The following is a 23,089-nucleotide window of genomic DNA, read 5'->3' on the forward strand; positions in this document are numbered from 1 at the left end:
CTTAGAATATAAAATTTTAAGAAAATGTGAAGATTAAGCCTTGTAAAAAATTCGCATATGTATTAAAATATAGTTAGGATAATAGGTAAATTATAAATTTTGTGTAATTTGCAATTTATATAAAAAAATACATAACAAGGGGGATTTTATGAAAGGTAGATTAAAAGAATTTGCTTTAAAGCTATTCGCATTGACTTTGGCTATAACTATATCAATACCAAGCAATGTCTATGCTATTGGCCTGTCAAAAAACAAGAATAAGCAAATGCCAACATCCATCAGAATCGCTGATAATAGCGAATACGAAGATGAGTATGTTGAAGAGAGTGAAACTAATGATGATACAAGCAATGGTATCGTTTTATCCGAAACTGACAGGAGAGCTTACAAGATAAGCCACAAGGCAAGTCTAAACGATTATCATGACGGAATAATATATACTATAAAAGTAGAAAAGATCAAAGATACCGATCATGACCCAGAAAGAAAGATGACCCTTTCTCTTGCCACAAACAAGAACCAAAGCCTAAGAGACATCAGTGTCAAGGAAGTAAGGGACCTATCAGAAGATGGGGCAAATATCGATTATAGGGAGGAGAAAAGCGACAAAGACGGTCTAAATTCTCTAGCTATCACAAGCCCAAGTGTAGAAGGTTCCATCGAATACGTCCTAGAAGCTCCAATCGATAAAGAAGTTATAGATACCAAGAAGCTTTATTCCTTCGACATGTCCTTGGATATTGATGGATATAATATCGACCTTCAAAGAATTTCTCATAAATTTATAGAGTATGAAAATGAAGACGATCCTGATCTTAATGAATTGAGACTAACCAGTGTCAAAGAAAAGGAAGACGACCTAAGACAAATCACCTACATCAAAGAAGATGAAGACGGAAAAGATGATAGGATTGTCTACACAGACTACATCCTATCCAAAGATAAGGCTGATGAAGAAAGCAAATCCTTAGAGAAAAACAAAATCGAATATAAAATATCCCTAGATAATATAAAGAAGGAAGATGCAGAAATCAAACTTGACTACTACAAGGCAGGTGAGAAAGGATTTGAGCTTCAAAGAGAATTCTCAACCAATATCCCTTACCAAGAAAAGATTGACCTAGATGTCCCAGTAGGATATCTACTAAAACTTAGCCTAGTAGGAAAGGTAGACAGAGCTAACACCAAGACCCAGAACTATGGGGTAAATGGAAGAGAAGTAAAGAGCCCTAGATTTGTTAAGGAAGAAGAAAAGTCTAACGAAGACGACGACGAAGACCCTGCGGAAAATACTGAGGTCCAAAGTAAATCTAAGGAAGAAAAAGAAGCTGAGGAGAAAAAGGCTCAAGATAAGAAAGAGTCACAAGAAAAACCTAAGGCAGAAGAAAATAAAAAGACTGAAGTCGAAAAGAAAGCTAGCTCAGATAAGAAGACTGAGATAGAAGAAAATAAATCAGCCAACAAAGAAGATAAAAATAACAAAGAGAATAAGGCGGAAGATAAATCTGAGGCAAAAGAAAAATCCTCAGAAGAGAACAAGGATCAAGAGACAAAAGAAGAAAACTCCGACGAGATAAAAGAAGAAACAAGCGAAAATAAGCCTGAAGAAAAAGAAGAAAAAACTTCTAACAAAGATTCAGAAAATACCGACAAGAAAGCAGACGAAAACGAAGCTTCAAAGAAAGAAGAAAATAAAACCCCTGCCACAATAGAAGAAAAGAAAGAAAAGAAAAAAGAGTTCGACCAACTAGTCGAAGATAAAAAAGAAGAAGCAAAGGAAGACTTAAAAGATGCGCCTCAAAAGAAGGGCCTACTTGAAGGAGTAAAGAGCTTCTTCGGCCAAACTGACCTCCAAAAGGCAGACAAGGAATTAAAAAAGGCCCTAGCTGACGAGTCAAACGGCCTAGCAGAAATCCAAAAGCTACTAACAAGCTTTGGAGAAAAATACAAACTTTCTAAGGCGGACCAAGCCAAGCTTATGGATGACAATGGCCCTGCTATCAAAAAGCTAATAGAAAAAGATGCCGACAAGAACTTTAGTCCACAAATGCTTGTGGCTGCTACGGAATCAAATGATCTTACTGCTGCAGAAAAGGAAAATCTAAAGAAAAAGAAATTTATAATTAGAACAAGATTTGATGCTTCAGTAAAAAATGGAAATATTCCTACGACTCAAACATTTACTATCAAGCTAGATGATAAACTCACAGTAAATAATTCAACAAGCCTAAAAGCTATAACAGATAAAGATGGAAATATTATTGCAAAACCAACTTATGATAAAGCTACAAATTCTATAACTTACAAGTTGGAAAATGAAATAACTAAAGATTTACAAATACCGCTAGAAATTCCTGTTGACTATAATGTGGAGAACATAAAAGTTGATTCTAATGGTAATTTCACAGTAACTAACACAGTATCAGGCATTGGAGTGGAGGCACCAAAAGATCTTCTTCCACAAAAGATCGACAGAAATGGTAACCCAGCAGGATCAATCATAGAACCAGGAAGAGATGATGTAATCCAAGTAATAGACGGTAAAAATGGCGATTATAAAGTAGATACTGATTCTAACGGAACTCCAGTTGTAGAAAATGGAGAGATGAAAGGAATTAATTGGAGCATAAGGATAAGCTCTAACCAAGATTTGAAAGCACTTGGATTAAAACTAAACCTAACAACAGTTGAAGGTTCAGGACTTGGGGAAATTCAAAATGCTAAATTAAATGGTACTGAATTGAAAAATGCTGATTTTGCAGATCAATTAGAAGGAAAACTAGGAATAGTCGATTCAAAACACCATAATTTAAATTCTCCATCACAAGAACTTGTATACACTTTCTATACACCAGTAACAAATAAACAAGATTCATATATGCTTGATATTTCGGTCTTATTAAAAGAAAAGAAAAAAGCCGGAGCAGTGAGACTTGTTCAAAAAGAAGGTTATTCCCAAGATAGAATTGACACCGCTACACCAACTAGAGTTGGTATTAACAACAGAACTACAATTCAAGGGGAATTCACATCAAATAGTACAGCTAAGTGGATAATTACAGATGGAATTTCATCAGGAGATGGAAATTTAGGTCTTCCTCTTGAAACTAGAACTCTAGATAATCAAACATTTAAAACTGGCAAATCTGCCGTTTATGGTTTAGATGAAAATGGTAACATGGTTGTGAAGACTGTTAATGGTAGTACTGATGGTAGTGCCGTATTAAATAGTGTGCCTTCTAAAAACGAAAATCCGTCAGGTTACCAAGCAGTAGGAAACATTGCAGTTTATGAATTAGATACAATTTTAACAAACCCAGTCCAACCAAATAACTACAGCATTTCTGGAGTTTCTATATCAAGATTCAAAGACCTTCCTATAGACCAACACTGGAATCTTCCACAAGGCTATGAAAAAATGCCTGCCCAAGACATAAATGTTGTTGACAAAAGTGGAAATAATTTAGGAAGTGCTCATGTAGATGCACAAGAAACTGGCAAACAAAGAATTATCACAGTTCCTAATGTTAAGTATTGGAATATAAATGAAAAAGGCGAAGCTAGTTTTATTGATCATAAAATAAAACAAACTTTCCTTACAGAAAATGTAACTATAGGAACAAAAAAATATAAATACAACGAAAATACAAGTTACTATAACTACAACGACAAGAACCACTTCATACTAAACTCACTAATGGAGGTTGATAATAAAAAGCCAGCTACTTTTAAAATAGTAAAAGTAGATAGCGAAACTGGTGATAAGCTTCCAGGAGCAAGCTTCCACTTATTGGGAACTGGAGTAAGTGTAGTAACAGATGCGAACGGTGAAGCCACATTCACAAATATTCCACCTGGAACTTATACATTCCAAGAAACAAAAGCACCAACCGGCTACAAGTTAGATGGGGAAAATAAGACCATAAGTATATCAGATAATGGTGAAGTTAATGTATCTGGTAAAAACGCTGATTTTTCACAAGCGGCAGGTAAAACAGAACTAGTAGAACATAACAATTATCCAAACTATCCAGACTACATGAATGCTATGCATTATGGAAAAGTTGACGCTAGTGGTAATGTAGAATTCTACCTATACCTAAAACCAATAGCTCCAAGACGAGGTGGAGTAACTGATAGAAATACAAGACTTGATATTTCCATACCAGGTGTAAATATTACAGATGTAACAGCCTACGATGTGTCTCCAGGATATAGGCAAAATGTCAAATACAGTATGGAAAAACAAATTGCTGATCAGTATATTTCCATGCTTGGAAACAATGTTATTAACGGATCACACAATAACAAAATAACTGGCACTCCAAATAAACCAGATGCTTACACAGGCAGAACTGGTTATCAAATCTACTTCCCAAAAGAAAGATTTGCAGGCGACTGGGGATTTTTGGTAAAGGTTAAGGCTAATATTGGTCAAAACAATTCAGCAAGCCTATATTACGATTGGCTAACCAATGAAGATACAGCAAATCAAGCTAATCTTCAAAAAATTGTAAGATTAAGCAAAAATCCAAGTGGGGCAGATGATAAGCCAACAATAACTATTAAAAATACTCCATTTAAGAAAAAACCAATAGAAATTTTCAAATTTGCCAATACTTTTACTAATGGTAAGAGGGATAGACTTTCTGGAGCTGAATTTGTATTAAAAGATAGCGAAGGAAACACTATTAGAAATGCATTTACTGACGAAAATGGTAAGGCAAGTTTTGGAGAATATCCAGAAGGAAGATATACTATCGAAGAAGTTAAGGCTCCAGACGGATATGAGAAAAACGGTGTCTACTTCGAAGTAGAAGTTAACGAGTCTCAAGAAGTAAGATACACTGCACGTTTTGAAAATTCATCAGCTACACCACAACCAGGTCAAGATTACTTTATTGATAAAGGAGAAGAAATTGGTGGAACTAGTAAAAATATAGTAACTAGTGTTAACCAATGGCTTGACTACAACGAAGGCCAATCCTACAGTCGTGGTGAAAGACCAAAAGTTTGGGAAGCTTATAGGTACGAATCTTTAAAATATCACGCAGATATCACTTTATCTAGATCATCTAAAGGTGATAGATTTGAAATTCAATTTGACCCTAACCTTGACTTCACGCAATACTTTACAGGTTTTCCAAAACTTAGAATAAAGGGAAAAGATGTAGCAGATCCATATTTCAACTATGAAACTAATCTATTAACTTATGTATTTAATGAAAATACTGATGGAGGAGCGGCAACAGCTACTATTGACCTTATAGGTATGATACCAAGTAAATATTATGCCAAGAATACTGGCACTTATCCATTTACTATAACAGTACAACCAAACCAAACAGGTATATCAGGTCAAAAATTAGACAAAAACATTGAAGCTTTCTTCGACGCCCATGATTCAGGTAACAACGAGCCTGTACAAAACTACTACTTTAGAGAAATCTATGAAGAAAACGGAGAGTATTATGTAGATGTAATATCCTACTACAACGTAATAGGCGATAGAAATCCTTATAAAAAAGTTAATCCTAAAACACTTAACTATAACTGGATAACAACTAAATTCCAAGGAGGAAATATTACTGATTGGGTAGGAGAAGGTACTGAGCCAAGACAAGTCCTTGATAGGGTAAAAATCTACCGTACCGAGGCAAATGTTAGAGTAATAAATAATGATTTTTTAGTTAATGACTATATGCCACTATCCATGGGTTTTAGGGCAGAACAAGAACCTAATATTTATAGGCCAGTTTTCAATGCTTCAGTTGATCCAAATCAAAATGCGACCATATCACAAAATGGTATTACATTGATTTATGATAAGGGTCAAATTAATCCAAATGGAAAACTGATAGATGATAAAAATCAACCACTTAAGATAAAAATGCCTAGCATTAATAATGGTGAAGGTTATGTTATTGAGCAAAGATTTAAGATCCCAGATATAGATGCTTTCAATAATAAATGGAGAGCCTTTGTTATGAACAACGGCAACCTAAAATCAGCCTTCGCAAGTGGAGCCAACAAAAGTTTTGCAAAAGGAGATCAAACTGGTGGAGAAACTCCTAAATATTATAAAGAAGATGTCGGTGTAATAAACAAGAAATACACAGCAGGACAATTTAAGATAATAAAATCAAACCAATCCAATAATAGCAAACTTGCTGGAGCTACATTTGAATTAACAGATGCTAACAACAATACCATCTATAGAACTTCAGATAAGAACGGTGAACTAAGCTTTACAAATCTTGCTCCTGGCTCATACACCCTAAAAGAAACCAGGGCTCCAAAGGACTTTATCAAGTCAGAGAAAAGATGGTCAGTAAATGTTTATTCAGACGGATCAGTTAGAATTACTCAAATAGGAATACTTGGATCTGATGAGTCATATTTTGGAAATAACGAAAATATTATCATCATGCCAGTATCCAACAAACCAAGTGGAACTAAGTTCCGTGTTTACAAGAAAGATTCTGATGGAAAAGCTCTTCAAGGTGCAGAATTTACAATCACTAAACCAAATGATAATAACTTCCAAGCAATTAAAAAATCTTCAAATCAAAATGGACTTGTAGAATTTGATTCGCTTGGAGAAGGCACATATTTAATAGAAGAAACTAAGGCACCATCAGGCTACAATAAACTTAACAAAAAATGGGTTCTTGTAATAGACAAGAATGGAAATAAAAAAGTCTATAATTATATGGGAAGTTCTGAAACAACTACAACATTAAACTCAATCCTAGAAAAACCTAATGTTAACTGGGTAGACGTTGCAGGAAGATCTCTTGACGGTTGGAATTTATATGACAACAGATATACAGGTTGGACAGGAAATAACGTCAATCCATTTAAAATGGGTACAAGAATTGTTGGTATAAATAGAGATGAAAAATATGTCATCCAAAGATATGTGATAAACCCAGAAGCAGCTAAAATAGGTGCAACTTCTGCAACAATTCACAGAGAAAAACCAGAATATCCAAACATGGATTGGTATAAAGGTGACGAAGCTTACCAAGTATACAAGCTTGATAAAGCTGTTACAGGAGTAATATCAGACATCAGACTTGCAGAATATGGTGCAACAGAAATCACAAGACAAGTTACAAAAGATGTTGATAATTCTCGCTTCGGTCAACCACAAAGACTAAAATTAAACTTCCCAGAAACTGATAAACCATTAGTTGTTGACGTTAAAGTTCCATACAAGGACGAATCTGGTGGAGTTGGTACTGGTATGGACTGGACAGAAAATGGTACAACATACTGGAAGAGTGACTACTACGAAAGAGCAAGTGTAATTAAAGAAGCATCTCCTGTAGTATCAACTGATGCTAATATCGAAGGATCATATATAGGGGAAGGATCCTTAGATGTAACAAATGAGTTCAAGACATTCGGATTCAAACTTAAAAAAGTAAAAGAGGATGCTAAAAACTCCATAATCGAAGGTGCGAAGTTTAGATTGACTGGACCTGGCGAAGGCGGAGAAGAAAGAGAAATCACAACTGGAAAAGATGGTATAATTTCCTTTGATAAACTAAGACCAGGAATATACAAACTAGAAGAAATCGAACCTGCACCAGGTTACGAAAAATCAAACGTAGACTGGACTGTAAGAATAACATCTGATGGCTCTAAGTATATCAAGGTTAATAAACAAACAGGCCTTACAGCAAATACTAATCTAGTTGATCCGAAAGCCAACGGAGCAAATACTAACACCCCAGTAAGAACTTTAGCCTACAGCAGTCTTTTAGAAAATAATAGTGATATGTTAGCTAATAAAAACTTAGCAAAAACCCCAAGCTTAAAATCTATGGAAGAATTTAACGCTGGAGAAAGATTAGACTTAGCTGAAAATACACTAGAATTTTCAGAAGAATCAATTCCTAGTCCACAAAGAGCACCAAGTGATTGGCAAAAAGTTGACCCAAATGCCTCTACTGGAAGAAGAGATAGAATTCAAGACAAGGACTTAGGAAACACAAAAATTACTGAAATCAATAAAGTTGATAAGAAATTTAGACAAGTTTTCTTACTAAAAGACTATTCTTCTACTTCAAAAAGAGAAGTTCAATTCCATAGACAGCCAGAAGAATATGGGATAAATTTAAGTGATGGCGGTAAGACTACTTATAAAATTTATACAGTAGATCCTAAATCAACTTTGGACAATCCAATAAAAATAAAAGATGTTACAAAGGCTTGTACACAAACTTATCCAACACCAACTGGCAAGAAACAAAGGATTAGGTCTGAGATCCCAGCTACAATTAGAGGACCTTTGTATGTTGAAATAGAAACATCATATAATCCTCAATTTGGAGTTGGCTTGGGCGTTGATTATATTTATTCTAAGGGCTCAGGTCCATGGGGAGACACTTTAAGTCTATGGATTGCTGACTCTTATGATTCTGAAACTTCAATAAATAAAAAACTAGTTTCTTCATTTGATCTGAATATTACTAATGGAGCAAATGGAAAAGTTACAGCAAATAAAACTACTGATCTTAAGCAAGGTGAAAATGTCACACTAAATGTAAATCCAAGTGATGGATACGAACTTGACAAACTAACAGTAGCTGGAGTAGATGTAACAAAGAATGTGGCAGATGGAAAATATTCATTCACAATGCCAGCAAGTGATGTTGCAGTATCTGCTACATTTAAAGCAAAATTATATTCAGTTTGGACACAAAGTGTAGAACATGGTTCTATTAGTGCAAGTCCAAATAGTAATCTAAAAGCTGGAGATAAAGTTACTATAACAGCTAAGCCAGATCCTGGCTATAAGTTAGAAAAGATAACTTATAACGATAATAAGGGACAAGAGCAAACTATAAATCTTCCAGCAGCTGGAGATATCACATTTACAATGCCAGCCTACAGCGTGGCACTAACAGCTCACTTTGTAGACGCACGACCAAGTTATGAGGTAAAAGTAAGTCAAGTTCAAACAGGCGGAAGTATAAGTGCAAATCCAACAAGTGCAAAAGAGGGAGACACGGTTTCATTATCTGCTACTCCAAGTGAAGGCTATCTATTAGATAAATTTGTTGTAACATATGCCAACGGAAAAACCGTTGATGTGAATGAAAATAACCAATTCACAATGCCAAAATCTGATGTTACAGTTACAGCAACATTTAAGGAAAAACCAAAGAATGTTTATCCAATAAGTGTAGAATCATCAGAAAATGGTAGCGTAAGCGTAAAAGCTAGTGCAAAAAATGGAGAAGAAGTTACAGTAAATGTAAATCCAGATGAATACTATGAACTAGCTAGCCTAACTTATAACGGTAATCCTATAACAAAAGATGGCCAAGGAAATTATAAGTTTACAATGCCAGATCAAGCTGTAAGCATTGCTGCTTCTTTTAAACAAAAAGAAATAACAGGGCCACAAGAAGGTGAAATTGCTATACCTAGTGATGGCGAATTAATAAAAATCACTAACAAGCAAACAGGTCTTGATCTTAAAATATTCAAGAGAGATTCCAATAGTAGACCTCTTGAAGGTGGTAAGTTCACTTTAAAGAAAACAACAGATGAAAACTATACAACAGAAGATAAAACTTTTACAAAAATAGAAGGAATCTCTGGCACAGATGGTAAGTTAGTATTTACTGATAGTGAAGGTAAAGAACAAACCCTAGCCTTACAACCTGGTTACTATCTATTAGAAGAAACAGAATCTCCATCAGGATACAAAAAAGCTCAAGCTCCTTGGAAGATTCACGTATATGAAGATAAAGAAACTAACCAATTAAAGGCAGACTACCAAGGACCAGATGAAACTCCAAATTCTTTTGTAAGTTCTGATAAGGCCTTGGATAATTCTGGAAATACTACTGGAATAAAAACAACTAATAGCGGTATTAAATACGCAGCTCGTATGACTCATATCAATACAGAAGGTAAGACTTATATCCAAAGAATCTATATTGATACTAGGGAATATAATGGTCCTGTCAATGTTCAAATCAAACCAGTAATAAAAAGAGAAGAATTGGACGCTCCAGGTCAACCTCCAGTAACTACAAAAGAAGGTGTAAAGACTGCTTATAGATCAACTTACAAGATAACTGGTCTTAACGGAGATCCAGATAAAGCAAAACTAAATGACATCTTTAGAAACTACACTATAGCAAACGACGATGTATCAGTAGTAAACACAGCTAGATGGAGACCTTTTGATTGGGGCTTTGACGAAGACCAATTAAACCTTGACCCAGGCGTTTACTATATTGATGTGGAAGGTTTCTATGACGACAATATTACAAAAGAAGATATTGGCAAAATAGAAATGAATGTTGATTTCATGACACCAAGATACTTCTGGCAAGCAGATGGTTTATACCAAAACGGAAGTCAACACTATAAACTTGGAGGCTCCTACCAAGCAGGAGCAGAAACTTTTGGCTCTGTATACCAAAAAGACCAATATGTAAATGGTGTTCTTAAGAAAAAAGGAACTCCTACACCTTGGGGAGCATATAAACCTAATGGACAAAAATATCCTAACTGGTTGAGCAAAGAATTTTATGACGGATATGGAAATAAAAGATACGCTGGTATAGTTGCAGTGCCTTCTAATGGTACTGATGCAATCATTGACTCAGTTACAACAAGTATAAGCATCAAACCATTATATACTTCTACTAAGACTACTCAGGTTGGGCCAGAAGGTATGGATATAGTAAATGACGAAGAAACTTATAACATCACCTTCTCAAAACACGGTCGTGATGATAAAGATGAAGATATAAATAGTGAAGAAGTTACAAAGAGAAGACTTGAAGGGGCAGTATTCAAGCTTCAAGAATTCGTAATCAATGGCTACAAGGATGTAGAAGGTTCCACTATATCATCAGCCTTTAACGGATACTTTGGATTTAGAGGATTAAAACCAGGTAGGTATCAACTTATAGAAGTAAAAGCTCCAGAAGGCTACAAGCCAATAAATGGACCGCTTCTACAATTTACAGTCGAAACAATCAAGACAAACTCTGGTAAGATTGTAGATCCAGGGAGCGGAGAAGTTGTTGATATCAAATCTATTAATGTTAAATTCTCAGAAAATGATACTAAAGTTTACAAATTAAGCGACTTAAACATGGTTAATCCAGATGATTCTAACAAAATCATAAAAGTAAGCAGCGTGGATTCGAAGAAGATTAACGTTAAGAATAGTAAAATTGTAAACCCTACTACAAATACTATAGTTAATCTAAATGATTTAATTATTGTAACAGCAGATAATCACGAATATCCTATCAAGCAAATTAAAATTGTTGATGGATCAAGCGGTTACATTTCACTAGAATATGACAAAGCAAATGGGGTTTACCAATACGTTCCAGAAAAATCAACATCAGAAAAAGACGGTAAGCTAGTTGACTTCGTAACAAGCGCTACTGCCAAAAACATGGGTAAAATCGTAAACGAGAAACCAGGTAAGGGTGAAATCACAGTTAAGAAAGTTGACCAAGAAGGTAATGCAATAAATGCCACAGAGCAATTACCAGGCGCAAAGTTTAAACTAACCAACAAAGAAACAGGAAGACATGAAGAAAAAACAGTTGGCCCAGATGGTACACTTAAATTTACTGGCTTAAATATAGGTAACTATAGACTTGAAGAAGTAAAATCACCTGACGGATATATCAACAACAAGCAAGTTTGGAACTTCACAGTAGGTGGTGAGGGACTTGACCCTTATGCAGGAGAAGCACCTGCAAAAAGAAAAGATGTATCAAAAAGTATTAAAATATCTGAATCTAAACTAAGTGTGTTAAATCCAGAAAGTAAAAAAGAAGGTTTACTATCTGATTATCAAAAAGAGATACACCCACACCTAGGAGAAGTATTTGAATTTAATAACAAATACACTATTGATTCTAATTTAAGGATTAATCCTGGAGATTATTTTGTACTAAAATTAAGCGATAATATTGACCTTCACGGAGTAATGGAAAATCATATTACTAACCTTGATATAATTGCAGATGGAGTAGGTACAATTGCTAAGGCTGATTATAATAGAAAAGAAGGCACAATAACTTATACTTTCACTGACTATGCTGACACTTATAGCCTAGTAGAATTTTCTAATAAGCTAAAAGCATATATCAACCTAAACAAAGTACCAAGTAATAGCACTGAAAGTATTGGGCGTGGAGTTATCGGTCACGACATGATAACAAACAGTATTAATGTCGTATATGATTCAATGACTGCAAGAGAAAAATCTCAAGATCAATATGGAAATTGGTATGAAATGACCCAAAATCACCTAAATCTTGGATCAAAGATTATTAAATTTAATCCTGATACAGGTGAGTTTGTTCATTACTACTATGTAAATAGAGATAGAAGTAATACTCCAAGGTCAAGATTCTATTACTCACCTGACCAAGATATTGAAAACATGAATATCGAATATTACAAACTCAATGGTAATGTAAACCTTGATGAGTTAATGCCTTTATCATTTGGTGTAAACGAAGATAACCCTAGACTTTCTGCACCTGTACAAATAAGATCAAGGTCATATCTAGGTGCAGGTCAAGAAGAAAGCATTAGTTTTAATAATGGATTAAATAATAATTCATCATATATCTTCAAAGTTACAGGAAAAGTAAGTGGAGAAGATAAGTCGTCCTATGTTGCGCATGGCAAGCTTCAAATGATAGATTATCCAGGCCGTTACGTTACAAGGTGGGATGGCCACTATGCATATGAAAATGACGCCACTGCTAAAGCAAACCTAGAAATTCAAGCCGTAAACCCAGAAAATATAATAAAATTCAAAAAAGTTGACCAAGATGGCAATGCTCTAAAAGGAGCTACATTCCAACTTCAATATAAAAATAATGAAGGACAATGGGTAGTAGATACATCTAGAGATAAAACATCTGGTAAAGACGGAGTATTTGAATACACTATGCTTAAACCAGGTAGCTACAGGGTAATGGAAATATCTGCCCCAGATGGATATAAAAAGGCAGAAGATCCAGTAGCAGTATTTGATGTAGATGAAAATGGTAGAATCATTAGAAAAGATAACATCATAAAACCTGTAAGTGGCACATCAGAAGACGCTTCAAACAATGAGGAAGAACACGCCATAAAACCTATTGAAATAGTAAATAAGAAAGAGCAAAAGATAAGCTTTGTTAAAGTCGATGCAAATAACAAAGAAACAAAACTTGAAGGTGCAGAATTTAAAGTATTCTATAAGAAAGAAAAAACTGGAGAATATTCTGACACTGAGCTTAAATTATATCAAAATGCTAATGGAGATAAGTTAGTCTTAAGTAAAGATGAAACTGCTCCAACAGGATATAATCCAGTAGATAAGTTTACTACAGGAAAAGATGGTAAGATTGAGTTTACTTTCCATGAAAATGGCTACTACGCTCTTAAAGAAGAAAAAGCTCCATCAAGTTATATAAAACCGAGAGACTATGTCAAAGAATTTGTTGTTAAAGATGGCAAGGTTCAAGAAGAAAAATACAAGACTTCGATGGATGTTAAGAAAACAACTGGATTTAGTATGGCTAATGATGTATTCCAAAAATCATACACTACTAATATGACATTGAGATTTAATCCAAATCATGAAGATATAACTTATGTGAAAGATAAATCTACAATAAAATTGTCAGATTTACCACTTAAGTCTGAAATTTGGGATAATAACTTTAACCGTAAGCAAGCTATTAGTATGACAGCTTATCTAGTAGACGGTGATAATAAAGAAACTACTACAAAGACTTATACTTTAGATTTAACAAAAGATTATAAATCTGGCGATAAAGCTTCAAAGACTATTGATCTTTACTCCTTAGTAAAAGAATTAGAGAAGCAATCTACTGATGGAGATATTAAATCTAATAAGACTATAGTATTAACAATAAGCTCATCTCTTTACCTAAATTCTGAATTAGATATCAAATCTAATATTGTAATAGGTGATAATATAAGTGAAGATAGAACATTCCACATAGGAACCAAGGGTGATGAATATGTAGAACACTCTTATTCATTCACAACTATGAGTGAATTACCTAAAGAAGATAATGGACAAGCTTATAAGCCTATCCAAATAGAAAATAAAAAACTAAGCCTACCAATGACAAGTGGTTTAGGGGCTTGGATTGGATTTACTATTATTGGACTTGTTGTAATGTTAGGAGGAGTTTTAATCTACACTAAGAAGAAAAAAGAGCCTTTAAGCTAATAGTCTAAAGACAAAGGAAAAACCCTAGTCTTCCAAATAATGGAAGCTAGGGCTTTCTTTTGCCTAAAATTAGGCGTATTATTTATGTTTTCTAGGGGCAAAAATTGATATAAGAGCGAAGACGCCAAGGATGAATTGATACCAGAAAAAAGGAATAAGCTCAAAGGGAGCTAGGGCTCCTCCGGTAAAGCTAGCCGCTATGAGGACCTGGGCTGAGTAGGGGATAATCCCTTGGAATACACAGGAGAAGATATCTAGGAGGGAAGCGCTACGCCTTGAATCAATCCCGAATTCTCTAGACATCTTCTTGGCTATTGGCCCTGAGATTATGATTGCTACGGTGTTATTGGCGACACAAATATCCGCTAAGGATACGAGGGCTCCTATGCCAAGTTCACAAGTCTTAGTGTCCTTGGCGAAGATTTTAATCTTTGATATTATCCAATTGATTCCCCCTTCTTCTGCTACCATCTGGGACAGGCCCCCTATAAGCATAGATAGAAGGAAAATCTCAAACATTCCTGTAAAGCCTTCCCAGATAATTTGGGATATATCTATAATGGAAGATCCTCTTAGGAGCAAAAGAGCTGAGGAAAGTCCAATTGCTCCAGTAAGTACGACAAATACATTGACTCCCATAAGGGCAACTATTAGGACAAATAGATAGGGGATAATTGATAAAAGATCGTAAGTAAGGTCTGTCGGACTTGTCGTAACTTCCGTTGATCCGAATACTAGAAGGAGGATAAGAGTTAGGATAGCGGCGGGTATGGCGATTTTAGCATTCATCTTAAACTTATCCTTCATATCACAGCCTTGACTCCTGGTTGCGGCTATGGTTGTATCGGAGATTATGGATAGATTGTCCCCAAACATTGCTCCGCCCACCAAGGCTCCAAGCATTAGGCTAAGGCTTATACCGCTAGTATTAGCAAGCCCTACTGCGATAGGGCCAAGGGCGGTGATAGTGCCTACAGACGATCCCGTAGCTATTGATATAAATGAAGCTATGAGAAAGACTCCTGCTGTAAGAAAGCCTGTTGGGATAAATGAAAGTCCTAGGTTAACTACAGAATCCACCCCGCCAGATGCCTTGGCAAGGGAGGAGAAGGCTCCCGCTAGTAGGTAGATCAAGCACATAATTATAATATTAGAGTCTCCACAACCTGAAACGAGGGTATCGAACTTATCTTCTACACTTCCTTTAAATAGAAAAAAGGCTGCGATGATTGCGACAAAAACTGCTATAGGGGCTGGTAGTTGGTAGAAGGCCATCTCGACTCCACGAACCTGAAGGACTAGACCTGTGATTAGGTAAAGGGCTACGAAGATTGCAAAGGGGATCAAAGCCTTGGCTGAAATTTTATTATTTTCTTTCATGATGTTTCCTCTCGATTTATGATAAGTGTAAGCTATAAGCTCTTATATTCTCTAAACACTCTAACACAAGTATGTAAAAATTTCAAAATTACTTGAGAAATAATTATAAGGTGTATTTATTTTATTAAATATAGGGATGTCTCGACTTCGCTCGGAATAAGGTGTGTGGTGTTGCTTACAATTACATTGTGCAAAATTTTTCCCTTACTTCGACCTTGTGGAGAAGTCTCTTGAGATCAATGTAGTTTCTTAGATATACTTTATCTTTAATTATACATGTCGTCTTAGACTGTAGACCTCTCGTCACTTCGCTCTGTCGAGGTGGTAACTCAGTGAGATGTATCAACTACGCTCGACGGTAGTTTGCGGGCTCCGAAACAAGCCCGTCCAGCTAATAGAGGATCTGAGAAACCTCACGCCTCATATTAAAAGTGCAAGTGATTAAAAATTTTTAATAATAGTAATTCACACAATTATCACCATCTCGAAGGAGGCACGACTGAGAGATCTACAGGCTATGATGACACGTAGCTATAAAAGTTTAAATTATCTACGTAAATAACTAAATAACAAAATCTTAAATAAAGCACGTCCCAATGTTCTGTAGACCTCTCACCTATGGTTCGAGGTGGCGGAATGAGGAATATATAGTATATGTCAAGAGATATCCAGGCTACGCTCGACACAAGGGTGGTATGACCGACTTAATGGGTGTGTTCGACATGGGTAAAGCTTTATTAATCAATTTTCTTATCAATATATTATTGTCCCAAAGTGGGTATAATTATCTATAATATACGAATTTTCTTAGAAAGGGTAGTTATGAATTTTGAATATTATTTAACCTATTTTTTTATCTATGCCTTTATAGGCTGGATACTTGAAGTTTCCTTCAAGGCAATGAGGAGAGGAGTTTTCGTCAATAGTGGTTTCCTTAATGGACCATATTGCCCTGTATACGGCTTTGGGGCTGTGGCAGTCTTGTACTTTTTAAGCTTGGTGGATTCTTCTAACAAGCTAGTTCTCTTAATTGCTTCCATGTTTATAGCAAGTTTGATCGAGCTTATCACAGGATTTGTTTTGGAGAAGCTTTTTCATATGAAATGGTGGGATTATTCTGACAAGGTCCTAAATATAGGAGGCTACATATGCCTTGAGTTTTCTCTAATATGGGCTGCACTTTGCTTTATCTTATATGAAGTAATTCATCCCCTAATAGCTCAATTAGTAAGTCAGTTTTCTACTAGATTTCTTTTAGGATTTGACCTAATCTTTGCCCTAGTCCTTTTTGTAGATCTACTTGCTACTGTCAATATGATTTTAGGTGTCAACAAAAAGTTCAGGGAGATTGAAAAGTCTTCTGCTAGGATCAGGCAAGTTTCAGATAAGATAGGAGAGAGGGTCGCAGAAAGAAGCTTAGACCTTAAGGATAGGAAAGAAGCTTTTGAAAGCAGCGAGCTTGGCCAAAGTCTCGATAGCAAAGGTGAGAGGTTAAGGCTTGATTTAAGGAAAGTTTTTGATAAGAAATCCGAGAGAAGGATTATCAGAGCTTATCCAAATCTTAGGGCTAGAATTGAGGAGAAACTTAAAGACTTGTAATTAGTATTGGGTATTAATCAAAAAAGGGGGATATTCATGAAATTAAATGAGAAAAGAGAAATGCACTTTAGTGATTTTAAAAGAAAAGACCTTGCCCAAAGAGTGGCAAGGCTTGCCAGGATTTGCGAGAACTTGGAGATTCCAATACTAATCATGGTTGACGGTTTCGAGTCATCTGGCAAGGGCTATGTGATAAATGATATAAGTAGGGAGCTTAATCCTAAGTATTTTGACGTAGAAGTCTTCGAGAAGGATGAGGCCTACGACGATAAGTTCCCAACTATGAAGAGGTTTTTTGAAAGCACACCCCGTAATGGTCATATCAAAATCTTCGCCAAATCCTTCTATTATAGACTCTTTGATGATATAGATATAAAGGAAGATCTCTTAAATGAGAGGATAGAGTCTTTGAGAAAGCACGAGAAGATGCTCTACGATAGCAAGATGATAATTGTAAAATTCTTCCTCGATGTGAATCAAAAGGAGCAGAAAGAGCGTATCGAAGAGCTTAAAAAGTCCAACAGGAAGAGCTTTTATATATCGAAAGAAGACAAGAAGGAAAATGAGAACTACGAAGCCTACAAGGTCCACTTCGAGAAGGTCCTAAATGCGACAAACTTCGAAACAAGTCCTTGGCATATCATAGATTCCAACGATAAGAAAAAAGCTAGCAAGGAGGCCTTGGGCATCCTTCTTGATGAGATAAGTATGGGGATTGAAAGGGTCGAGATTCAGAAAAAAGATGAGGAAAACCAAGAGAGAAGTTACAAAAAACATGTCAAAATCCTTGAAAAAATCGACCTAGAAAAGACTATAACAGACGAAGAATATGATAAGGAGAAAAAAGACCTCCAAAAACAAGTGAGGGATATGGCCTTCGAATACTACCAAAGAGGGATCTCTACTGTCCTAGTATTTGAGGGGGTAGATGCTGCAGGAAAGGATGGTGCTATAGAAAGGCTTGTCAAAAAGGTAGATCCAAGACTCTACAAGGTAAATGCAATTTCTGCTCCTACGAAAGATGAGCTAGCCCACCACTACTTGTGGAGGTTTTACAAAAACCTACCAGAAGACGGCTACTTGGGAATATTTTCTAGGTCCTGGTATGGGAGAGTCATGGTAGAAAGGATAGAAGGTTTCACAAAAACGGTAGAATGGAACAGATCCTACGAAGAAATCCTAGACATTGAAAAGGAAATCTATGATCACGGAAGTCTTATCCTTAAATTCTTTGTAACCATAGACAAGAACGAACAGCTTAAGAGATTTATGGCAAGAGAAAACACTCCAGATAAGCTCTACAAGATAACGGATGAGGACTGGAGAAATAGAGAAAAATGGGACAGATATATCGAAGCAATGAATGAAATGCTAGATAGGACAAATGTAGATTATGCTCCTTGGGTTATAGTAGAGGGTAAGCAAAAGAAATACGCAAGAATAAAGGTAATGAAAGAATACCTAAAGAAGGCCGCTGCCCACTTGGAGATGCTCGATAAGAAAAATAAGAAATAAGCTTTATATATAGAAGACTATTTTGATTTAAGAGATTTAAAAATTACCAGGGATCTCTCGACTCCGCTTCTCTCCGCTAGAGATAAGGGTGGAGCTTATCTCCAGGCTATCTATATAGGGGGATGTTGACACGTAGGCAAAAGTCAAATCCACCCTTATTTGACTAGGGAAAAGCCATTGAATTAGCTATTTGTGCGAAAGCATGGAAAAGTTACTGAGTAACAAGCCAGAGTACGGAGTTACAAATACCCCTTATCCCTAATGGTTCTGGCCACAGCGAACAGAGTGAGCTGATGGCAGACCTTAATCGAGGCTTGGCGAGGTGAAGGTCTTTGGCCTGAGCCCGCAAGCTACCGTCGACCGAAATGGAGGGATCTCTTTGTTTGATTTAAGACATTAAAATTTTACCAGAGATCTCTCGACTTCCCTTCGCTCCGCTCGAGATAAGGGGGCTGTCAGATCCTTAGACTGTAGACTAAAAAAATCCACCCTCATTTCGACCGAAGTGGAGAAATCTGCTTATGTATCTACTATATATAATATAATTTTAGGATTGATATAAAGTTTTTACGAAAAAACTTAAGAAAAAATTTGTAATTTATAATAATCCTAGTATATTAGAAGACAGCTAGTTAAAAGCTATGAGATATAACTACCGATTTGTTTATAGGTCGTTATTTTTTTGGCTTAAAAAGTTAAGAAAATACTTGATTTATTAATGTTTTTGAGGTAGTATATATAAGTGCTGTGAAGTGAGATGTTGCTTATGTTTTAGGCCAAAGGCATGAGGAAACTTTCACCTAGCAAGTTTAGGAATGATCCTAAGCGATTTCCAAATAATAGTATCAAACGCCCGGATGGGCGTAAAGAAAGAGAGAGGAAAAATGGCTAATCAAAAGATAAGAATTAGACTAAGAGCATACGATCACGAAGTAATCGACAGCTCAGCAGAAAAAATCGTAGAAGCGGTTAAAAGATCAGGAGCCGAAGTAAGTGGACCAATTCCATTACCAACAGAGATAGAAAGAGTTACTATCCTAAGAGCGGTTCACAAATACAAGGACTCAAGAGAACAGTTTGAACAAAGAACACACAAGAGATTGATCGACATCATAGGCCCTAATGCAAAGACCTTAGACGCACTTAAGAAATTAAACTTACCTGCAGGTGTCGACATCGAAATTAAACTATAACTGTAATTAGGATGATTGAAGATAATCGTATCAATAAGAATTGATAGGATCATCAATCCGCTGTAATTAAGGAGGTACTCAGTGAAGAGTATATTTACAACAAAAGTAGGCATGACTCAAGTCATCGACGAAGATGGAGTTATTACTCCTGTTACTGTCCTAAAAGCTGACGAGAACGTAGTTGTACAAGTTAAAACAGTAGAAACTGACGGTTACAACGCAATCCAAGTTGGTTACATGGACAAGAAAGAAAAGAATGTAACAAAACCAGTAAGAGAACACTTCAAAAAGGCTAACGCTAGCACAAAGAGATTCCTAAAGGAAATCAACTTTGGAGATGAAACTCCAGAATTAAATCTTGGAGATACAATAACAGTTGAACAATTTGAAGCTGGAGACATAGTTGATATTGTTGCTACAAGCAAGGGTAAGGGAACTCAAGGTGCTATCAAAAGATGGAACTACGGAAGAGGTCCAGCAAGCCACGGTTCAAAATCACACAGAGTTGCAGGTGCAAGAGCTGCAGGTTCTGACCCAGCAAGAGTTTTCAAAGGTAGAAAAGGTTCAGGAAAGATGGGTAACGAAAGAGTTACTGTCCAAAACATTGAAGTTGTTAAAGTAAGTGTTGAAGATAACTACATCTTAGTTAAAGGTGGAGTTCCAGGACCTAAAGGCGGACTTGTTCAAATCAAACAAGCTATCAAAGCCTAATTAAGGAGGAATAAATGCCTAAAGTAGATATTTTAAACATTAAGGGAGAAAATGTTGGTTCTTTAGAGCTAAACGAAACTCTATTTAATACTGAAATAAGCGAACATTCAGTTTATGAAGTAGTTAAAAACCAACTAGCAAATAAAAGACAAGGTACACAATCTGCGAAAACTCGTTCAGAGGTTCGTGGTGGTGGACGTAAACCATTTAGACAAAAGGGAACAGGACGTGCTCGTCAAGGTTCAATCAGAGCTCCTCACTACACAGGCGGTGGAGTTGTATTTGCACCAAAGCCAAGAGATTATAGCTACAAAGTTCCTAAGAAGCTAAGAAGAAAAGCATTATATTCAGTTCTTACATCAAAAGTAGTTGATGGAGAGCTAATCGTACTAGATGATCTAAAACTAGAAAACAACAAGACAAAAGAAGCAGCTGCAGTACTAAATGCAGTAGATGCTGGCAAGAAAGCTTACGTTGTTACAGCTGAAAATGACAATGACGTATACAGATCATTTAGAAATATCGAAGGCGTAGATGTAGCATCAGCAAGCCTTATTAATGTTTACGACTTAGTAAGACACAACAAGTTAGTTATCACAAAAGATGCGATTGCTAAGCTTGAGGAGGTATTTATCTAATGAGATCACCTTACGAAATAATCAAAAGACCAATAATCACAGAAAAAAGCATGGAAATGCTTGACGAGAACAAGTACACCTTTGAAGTAGACAAGGATGCAAACAAACCAGAAATTAAAGCTGCAGTAGAAGCTATTTTTGACGGAGTTAAAGTTAAAAATGTAAGAACTATGAACTATACTGGAAAATCTGTAAGAACAAGATACGGATATGGTAAAAGAGCTGACTGGAAAAAAGCTATCGTTACTTTAACAGAAGATAGTGCAGAAATTGAATACTTCGATGGACTATAAGGAGGGTTTAAATGGCTATTAGAAAATTAAAACCATCTTCAAACGGTCATAGAAATATGTCTGTTTCAACATTCGAAGAAATAACTACAGACAGACCAGAAAAAAGTCTTACAGTTGATCTTAAATCTAAAGGTGGTAGAAACAACACAGGTAGAACAACAGTAAGATTCCGTGGTGGCGGAGTTAAGAGAAGATATAGAATAATCGACTTCAAAAGAGATAAAGATAATATCCCAGCAAGAGTTAAAACTATAGAATACGATCCAAATAGATCTGCAAACATCGCCCTAGTTGCTTACGCTGACGGTGAAAAAAGATACATCCTTGCTCCAAAAGGACTTAAGGTAGGAGATGTAATCGAATCAGGATCTGAAGCAGATATCAAGGCAGGTAATGCTCTTGAACTTAAAGATATACCAGTAGGTACAATAATCCACAATATCGAGCTTAGAGCAGGTAGAGGCGGAATCCTTGTAAGAAGTGCAGGTGTTGGTGCTCAACTTATGGCCAAAGAAGGAGACTTCGCAACACTAAGACTTCCATCAGGTGAGATGAGAATGATTCACCTAAACTGCAAGGCAACTATAGGAGTTGTAGGAAACTCAGAGCATGAACTTATCAGAGTTGGTAAGGCTGGAAAGAGCAGATATATGGGAAGAAGACCTCACGTAAGAGGATCTGTAATGAACCCTGTTGACCATCCACACGGTGGTGGTGAAGGTAGAACACCAATCGGTAGACCAAGCCCAATGACACCATGGGGCAAGAAAGCTATGGGTGTTAAGACAAGAAACACTAAAAAACAATCTGAAGCTTACATCGTAAGAAGAAGAAACGAAAAATAGGGGGATATAATGGCAAGATCTATAAAAAAAGGACCATTTGTCGATGATCATTTAATGAAGAAAATTGACGAATTAAATGAAAAAAATGAGAAAAAAGTTATAAGAACATGGTCAAGACGTTCTACAATATTCCCTGAATTTGTAGAACACACTATCGCAGTTCACGATGGTAGGAAGCATGTTCCAATATATATAACAGAAGATATGGTAGGACACAAGCTAGGCGAGTTCGTACCAACAAGAACATTCAGAGGCCACGCTAAGAAGGCTACTGAAGCTAAAAGCAAAATGAGATAGGAGAGAGTAATGGAAGTTAAAGCAATAGCTAAATATCAAAGAATTTCTCCTCTTAAAGTACATTATATAGCTAGAGAAATTAGAGGCAAACAAGTAGACGAAGCACTTAATATCTTAAGATTTACTAACAAAAAAGGTGCTAGACTTCTTTCAGACGTACTAAAAAGTGCAATTGCCAATGCTGAAAACAACAACGGACTTGATAGAGCTAATCTTTATGTCAAAAAAGCTTACGCTAACGATGCACCAACAATGAAAAGATGGCATCCAAAGGCTAAAGGAGCTGCATATCCAATACTAAAAAGATCAAGTCATATCGGCGTAGTACTAGCAGATATAGAAGATACGGAGGAATAAG

Annotated in this window: 11 protein-coding genes; 10 read left to right on the forward strand and 1 reads right to left on the reverse strand. The window is 36.0% G+C overall.

Annotated features, from left to right (window positions below; genetic code table 11):
- Nucleotides 1–148: 148 nt before the first annotated feature.
- Complete coding sequence (locus tag RCH56_RS00450) at nt 149–14,260, forward strand: SpaA isopeptide-forming pilin-related protein (protein ID WP_306483032.1); 14,112 nt, start codon at nt 149–151, stop codon at nt 14,258–14,260.
- A 78-nt stretch (nt 14,261–14,338) separates the two neighbouring features.
- Here the strand turns inward: RCH56_RS00450 and RCH56_RS00455 are convergent, their stop codons facing one another.
- Complete coding sequence (locus RCH56_RS00455; protein WP_306483033.1) at nt 14,339–15,640, reverse strand: Na+/H+ antiporter NhaC family protein; 1,302 nt, start codon at nt 15,638–15,640, stop codon at nt 14,339–14,341.
- Between the two features lie 822 nt (nt 15,641–16,462).
- Between RCH56_RS00455 and RCH56_RS00460 the strand changes: the two genes are divergently transcribed.
- The 9 genes from RCH56_RS00460 to rplV all read left to right on the forward strand — a co-directional run bounded on the left by RCH56_RS00460 (nt 16,463) and on the right by rplV (nt 23,088).
- Nucleotides 16,463–17,239, forward strand: a complete 777-nt coding sequence (locus RCH56_RS00460; protein WP_306483034.1) for a putative ABC transporter permease — start codon at nt 16,463–16,465, stop codon at nt 17,237–17,239.
- A gap of 36 nt (nt 17,240–17,275) precedes the next feature.
- On the forward strand, nt 17,276–18,754 hold the full coding sequence (locus RCH56_RS00465) for a hypothetical protein (protein WP_306483035.1): 1,479 nt from the start codon (nt 17,276–17,278) through the stop codon (nt 18,752–18,754).
- Between the two features lie 884 nt (nt 18,755–19,638).
- Nucleotides 19,639–19,947, forward strand: coding sequence for a 30S ribosomal protein S10 (gene rpsJ, locus RCH56_RS00470; protein ID WP_004834653.1), 309 nt, complete (start codon nt 19,639–19,641; stop codon nt 19,945–19,947).
- An 81-nt stretch (nt 19,948–20,028) separates the two neighbouring features.
- Entirely contained in the window at nt 20,029–20,658 is a 630-nt protein-coding gene (rplC, locus tag RCH56_RS00475) for a 50S ribosomal protein L3 (protein ID WP_306483036.1), read from the forward strand.
- 14 nt (nt 20,659–20,672) lie between these two features.
- A complete protein-coding gene (gene rplD, locus RCH56_RS00480) occupies nt 20,673–21,296 on the forward strand; it encodes a 50S ribosomal protein L4 (protein ID WP_306483037.1) in 624 nt (207 codons plus the stop codon).
- On the forward strand, nt 21,296–21,589 hold the full coding sequence (gene rplW, locus RCH56_RS00485; protein WP_015778489.1) for a 50S ribosomal protein L23: 294 nt from the start codon (nt 21,296–21,298) through the stop codon (nt 21,587–21,589). The genes rplD and rplW overlap by 1 nt, the downstream gene beginning before the upstream one ends.
- A gap of 11 nt (nt 21,590–21,600) precedes the next feature.
- Entirely contained in the window at nt 21,601–22,434 is an 834-nt protein-coding gene (gene rplB, locus RCH56_RS00490) for a 50S ribosomal protein L2 (protein ID WP_306483038.1), read from the forward strand.
- A 9-nt stretch (nt 22,435–22,443) separates the two neighbouring features.
- The gene (rpsS, locus tag RCH56_RS00495) at nt 22,444–22,731 is read left to right on the forward strand and encodes a 30S ribosomal protein S19 (RefSeq protein WP_105301614.1); all 288 of its coding nucleotides are present in this window, start codon (nt 22,444–22,446) and stop codon (nt 22,729–22,731) included.
- A 9-nt stretch (nt 22,732–22,740) separates the two neighbouring features.
- On the forward strand, nt 22,741–23,088 hold the full coding sequence (gene rplV / locus RCH56_RS00500; protein WP_015778486.1) for a 50S ribosomal protein L22: 348 nt from the start codon (nt 22,741–22,743) through the stop codon (nt 23,086–23,088).
- The last annotated feature ends 1 nt before the right edge of the window (nt 23,089 follow it).

The sequence above is a fragment of the Anaerococcus sp. genome (assembly GCF_030825785.1).
Lineage (GTDB): Bacteria > Bacillota > Clostridia > Tissierellales > Peptoniphilaceae > Anaerococcus.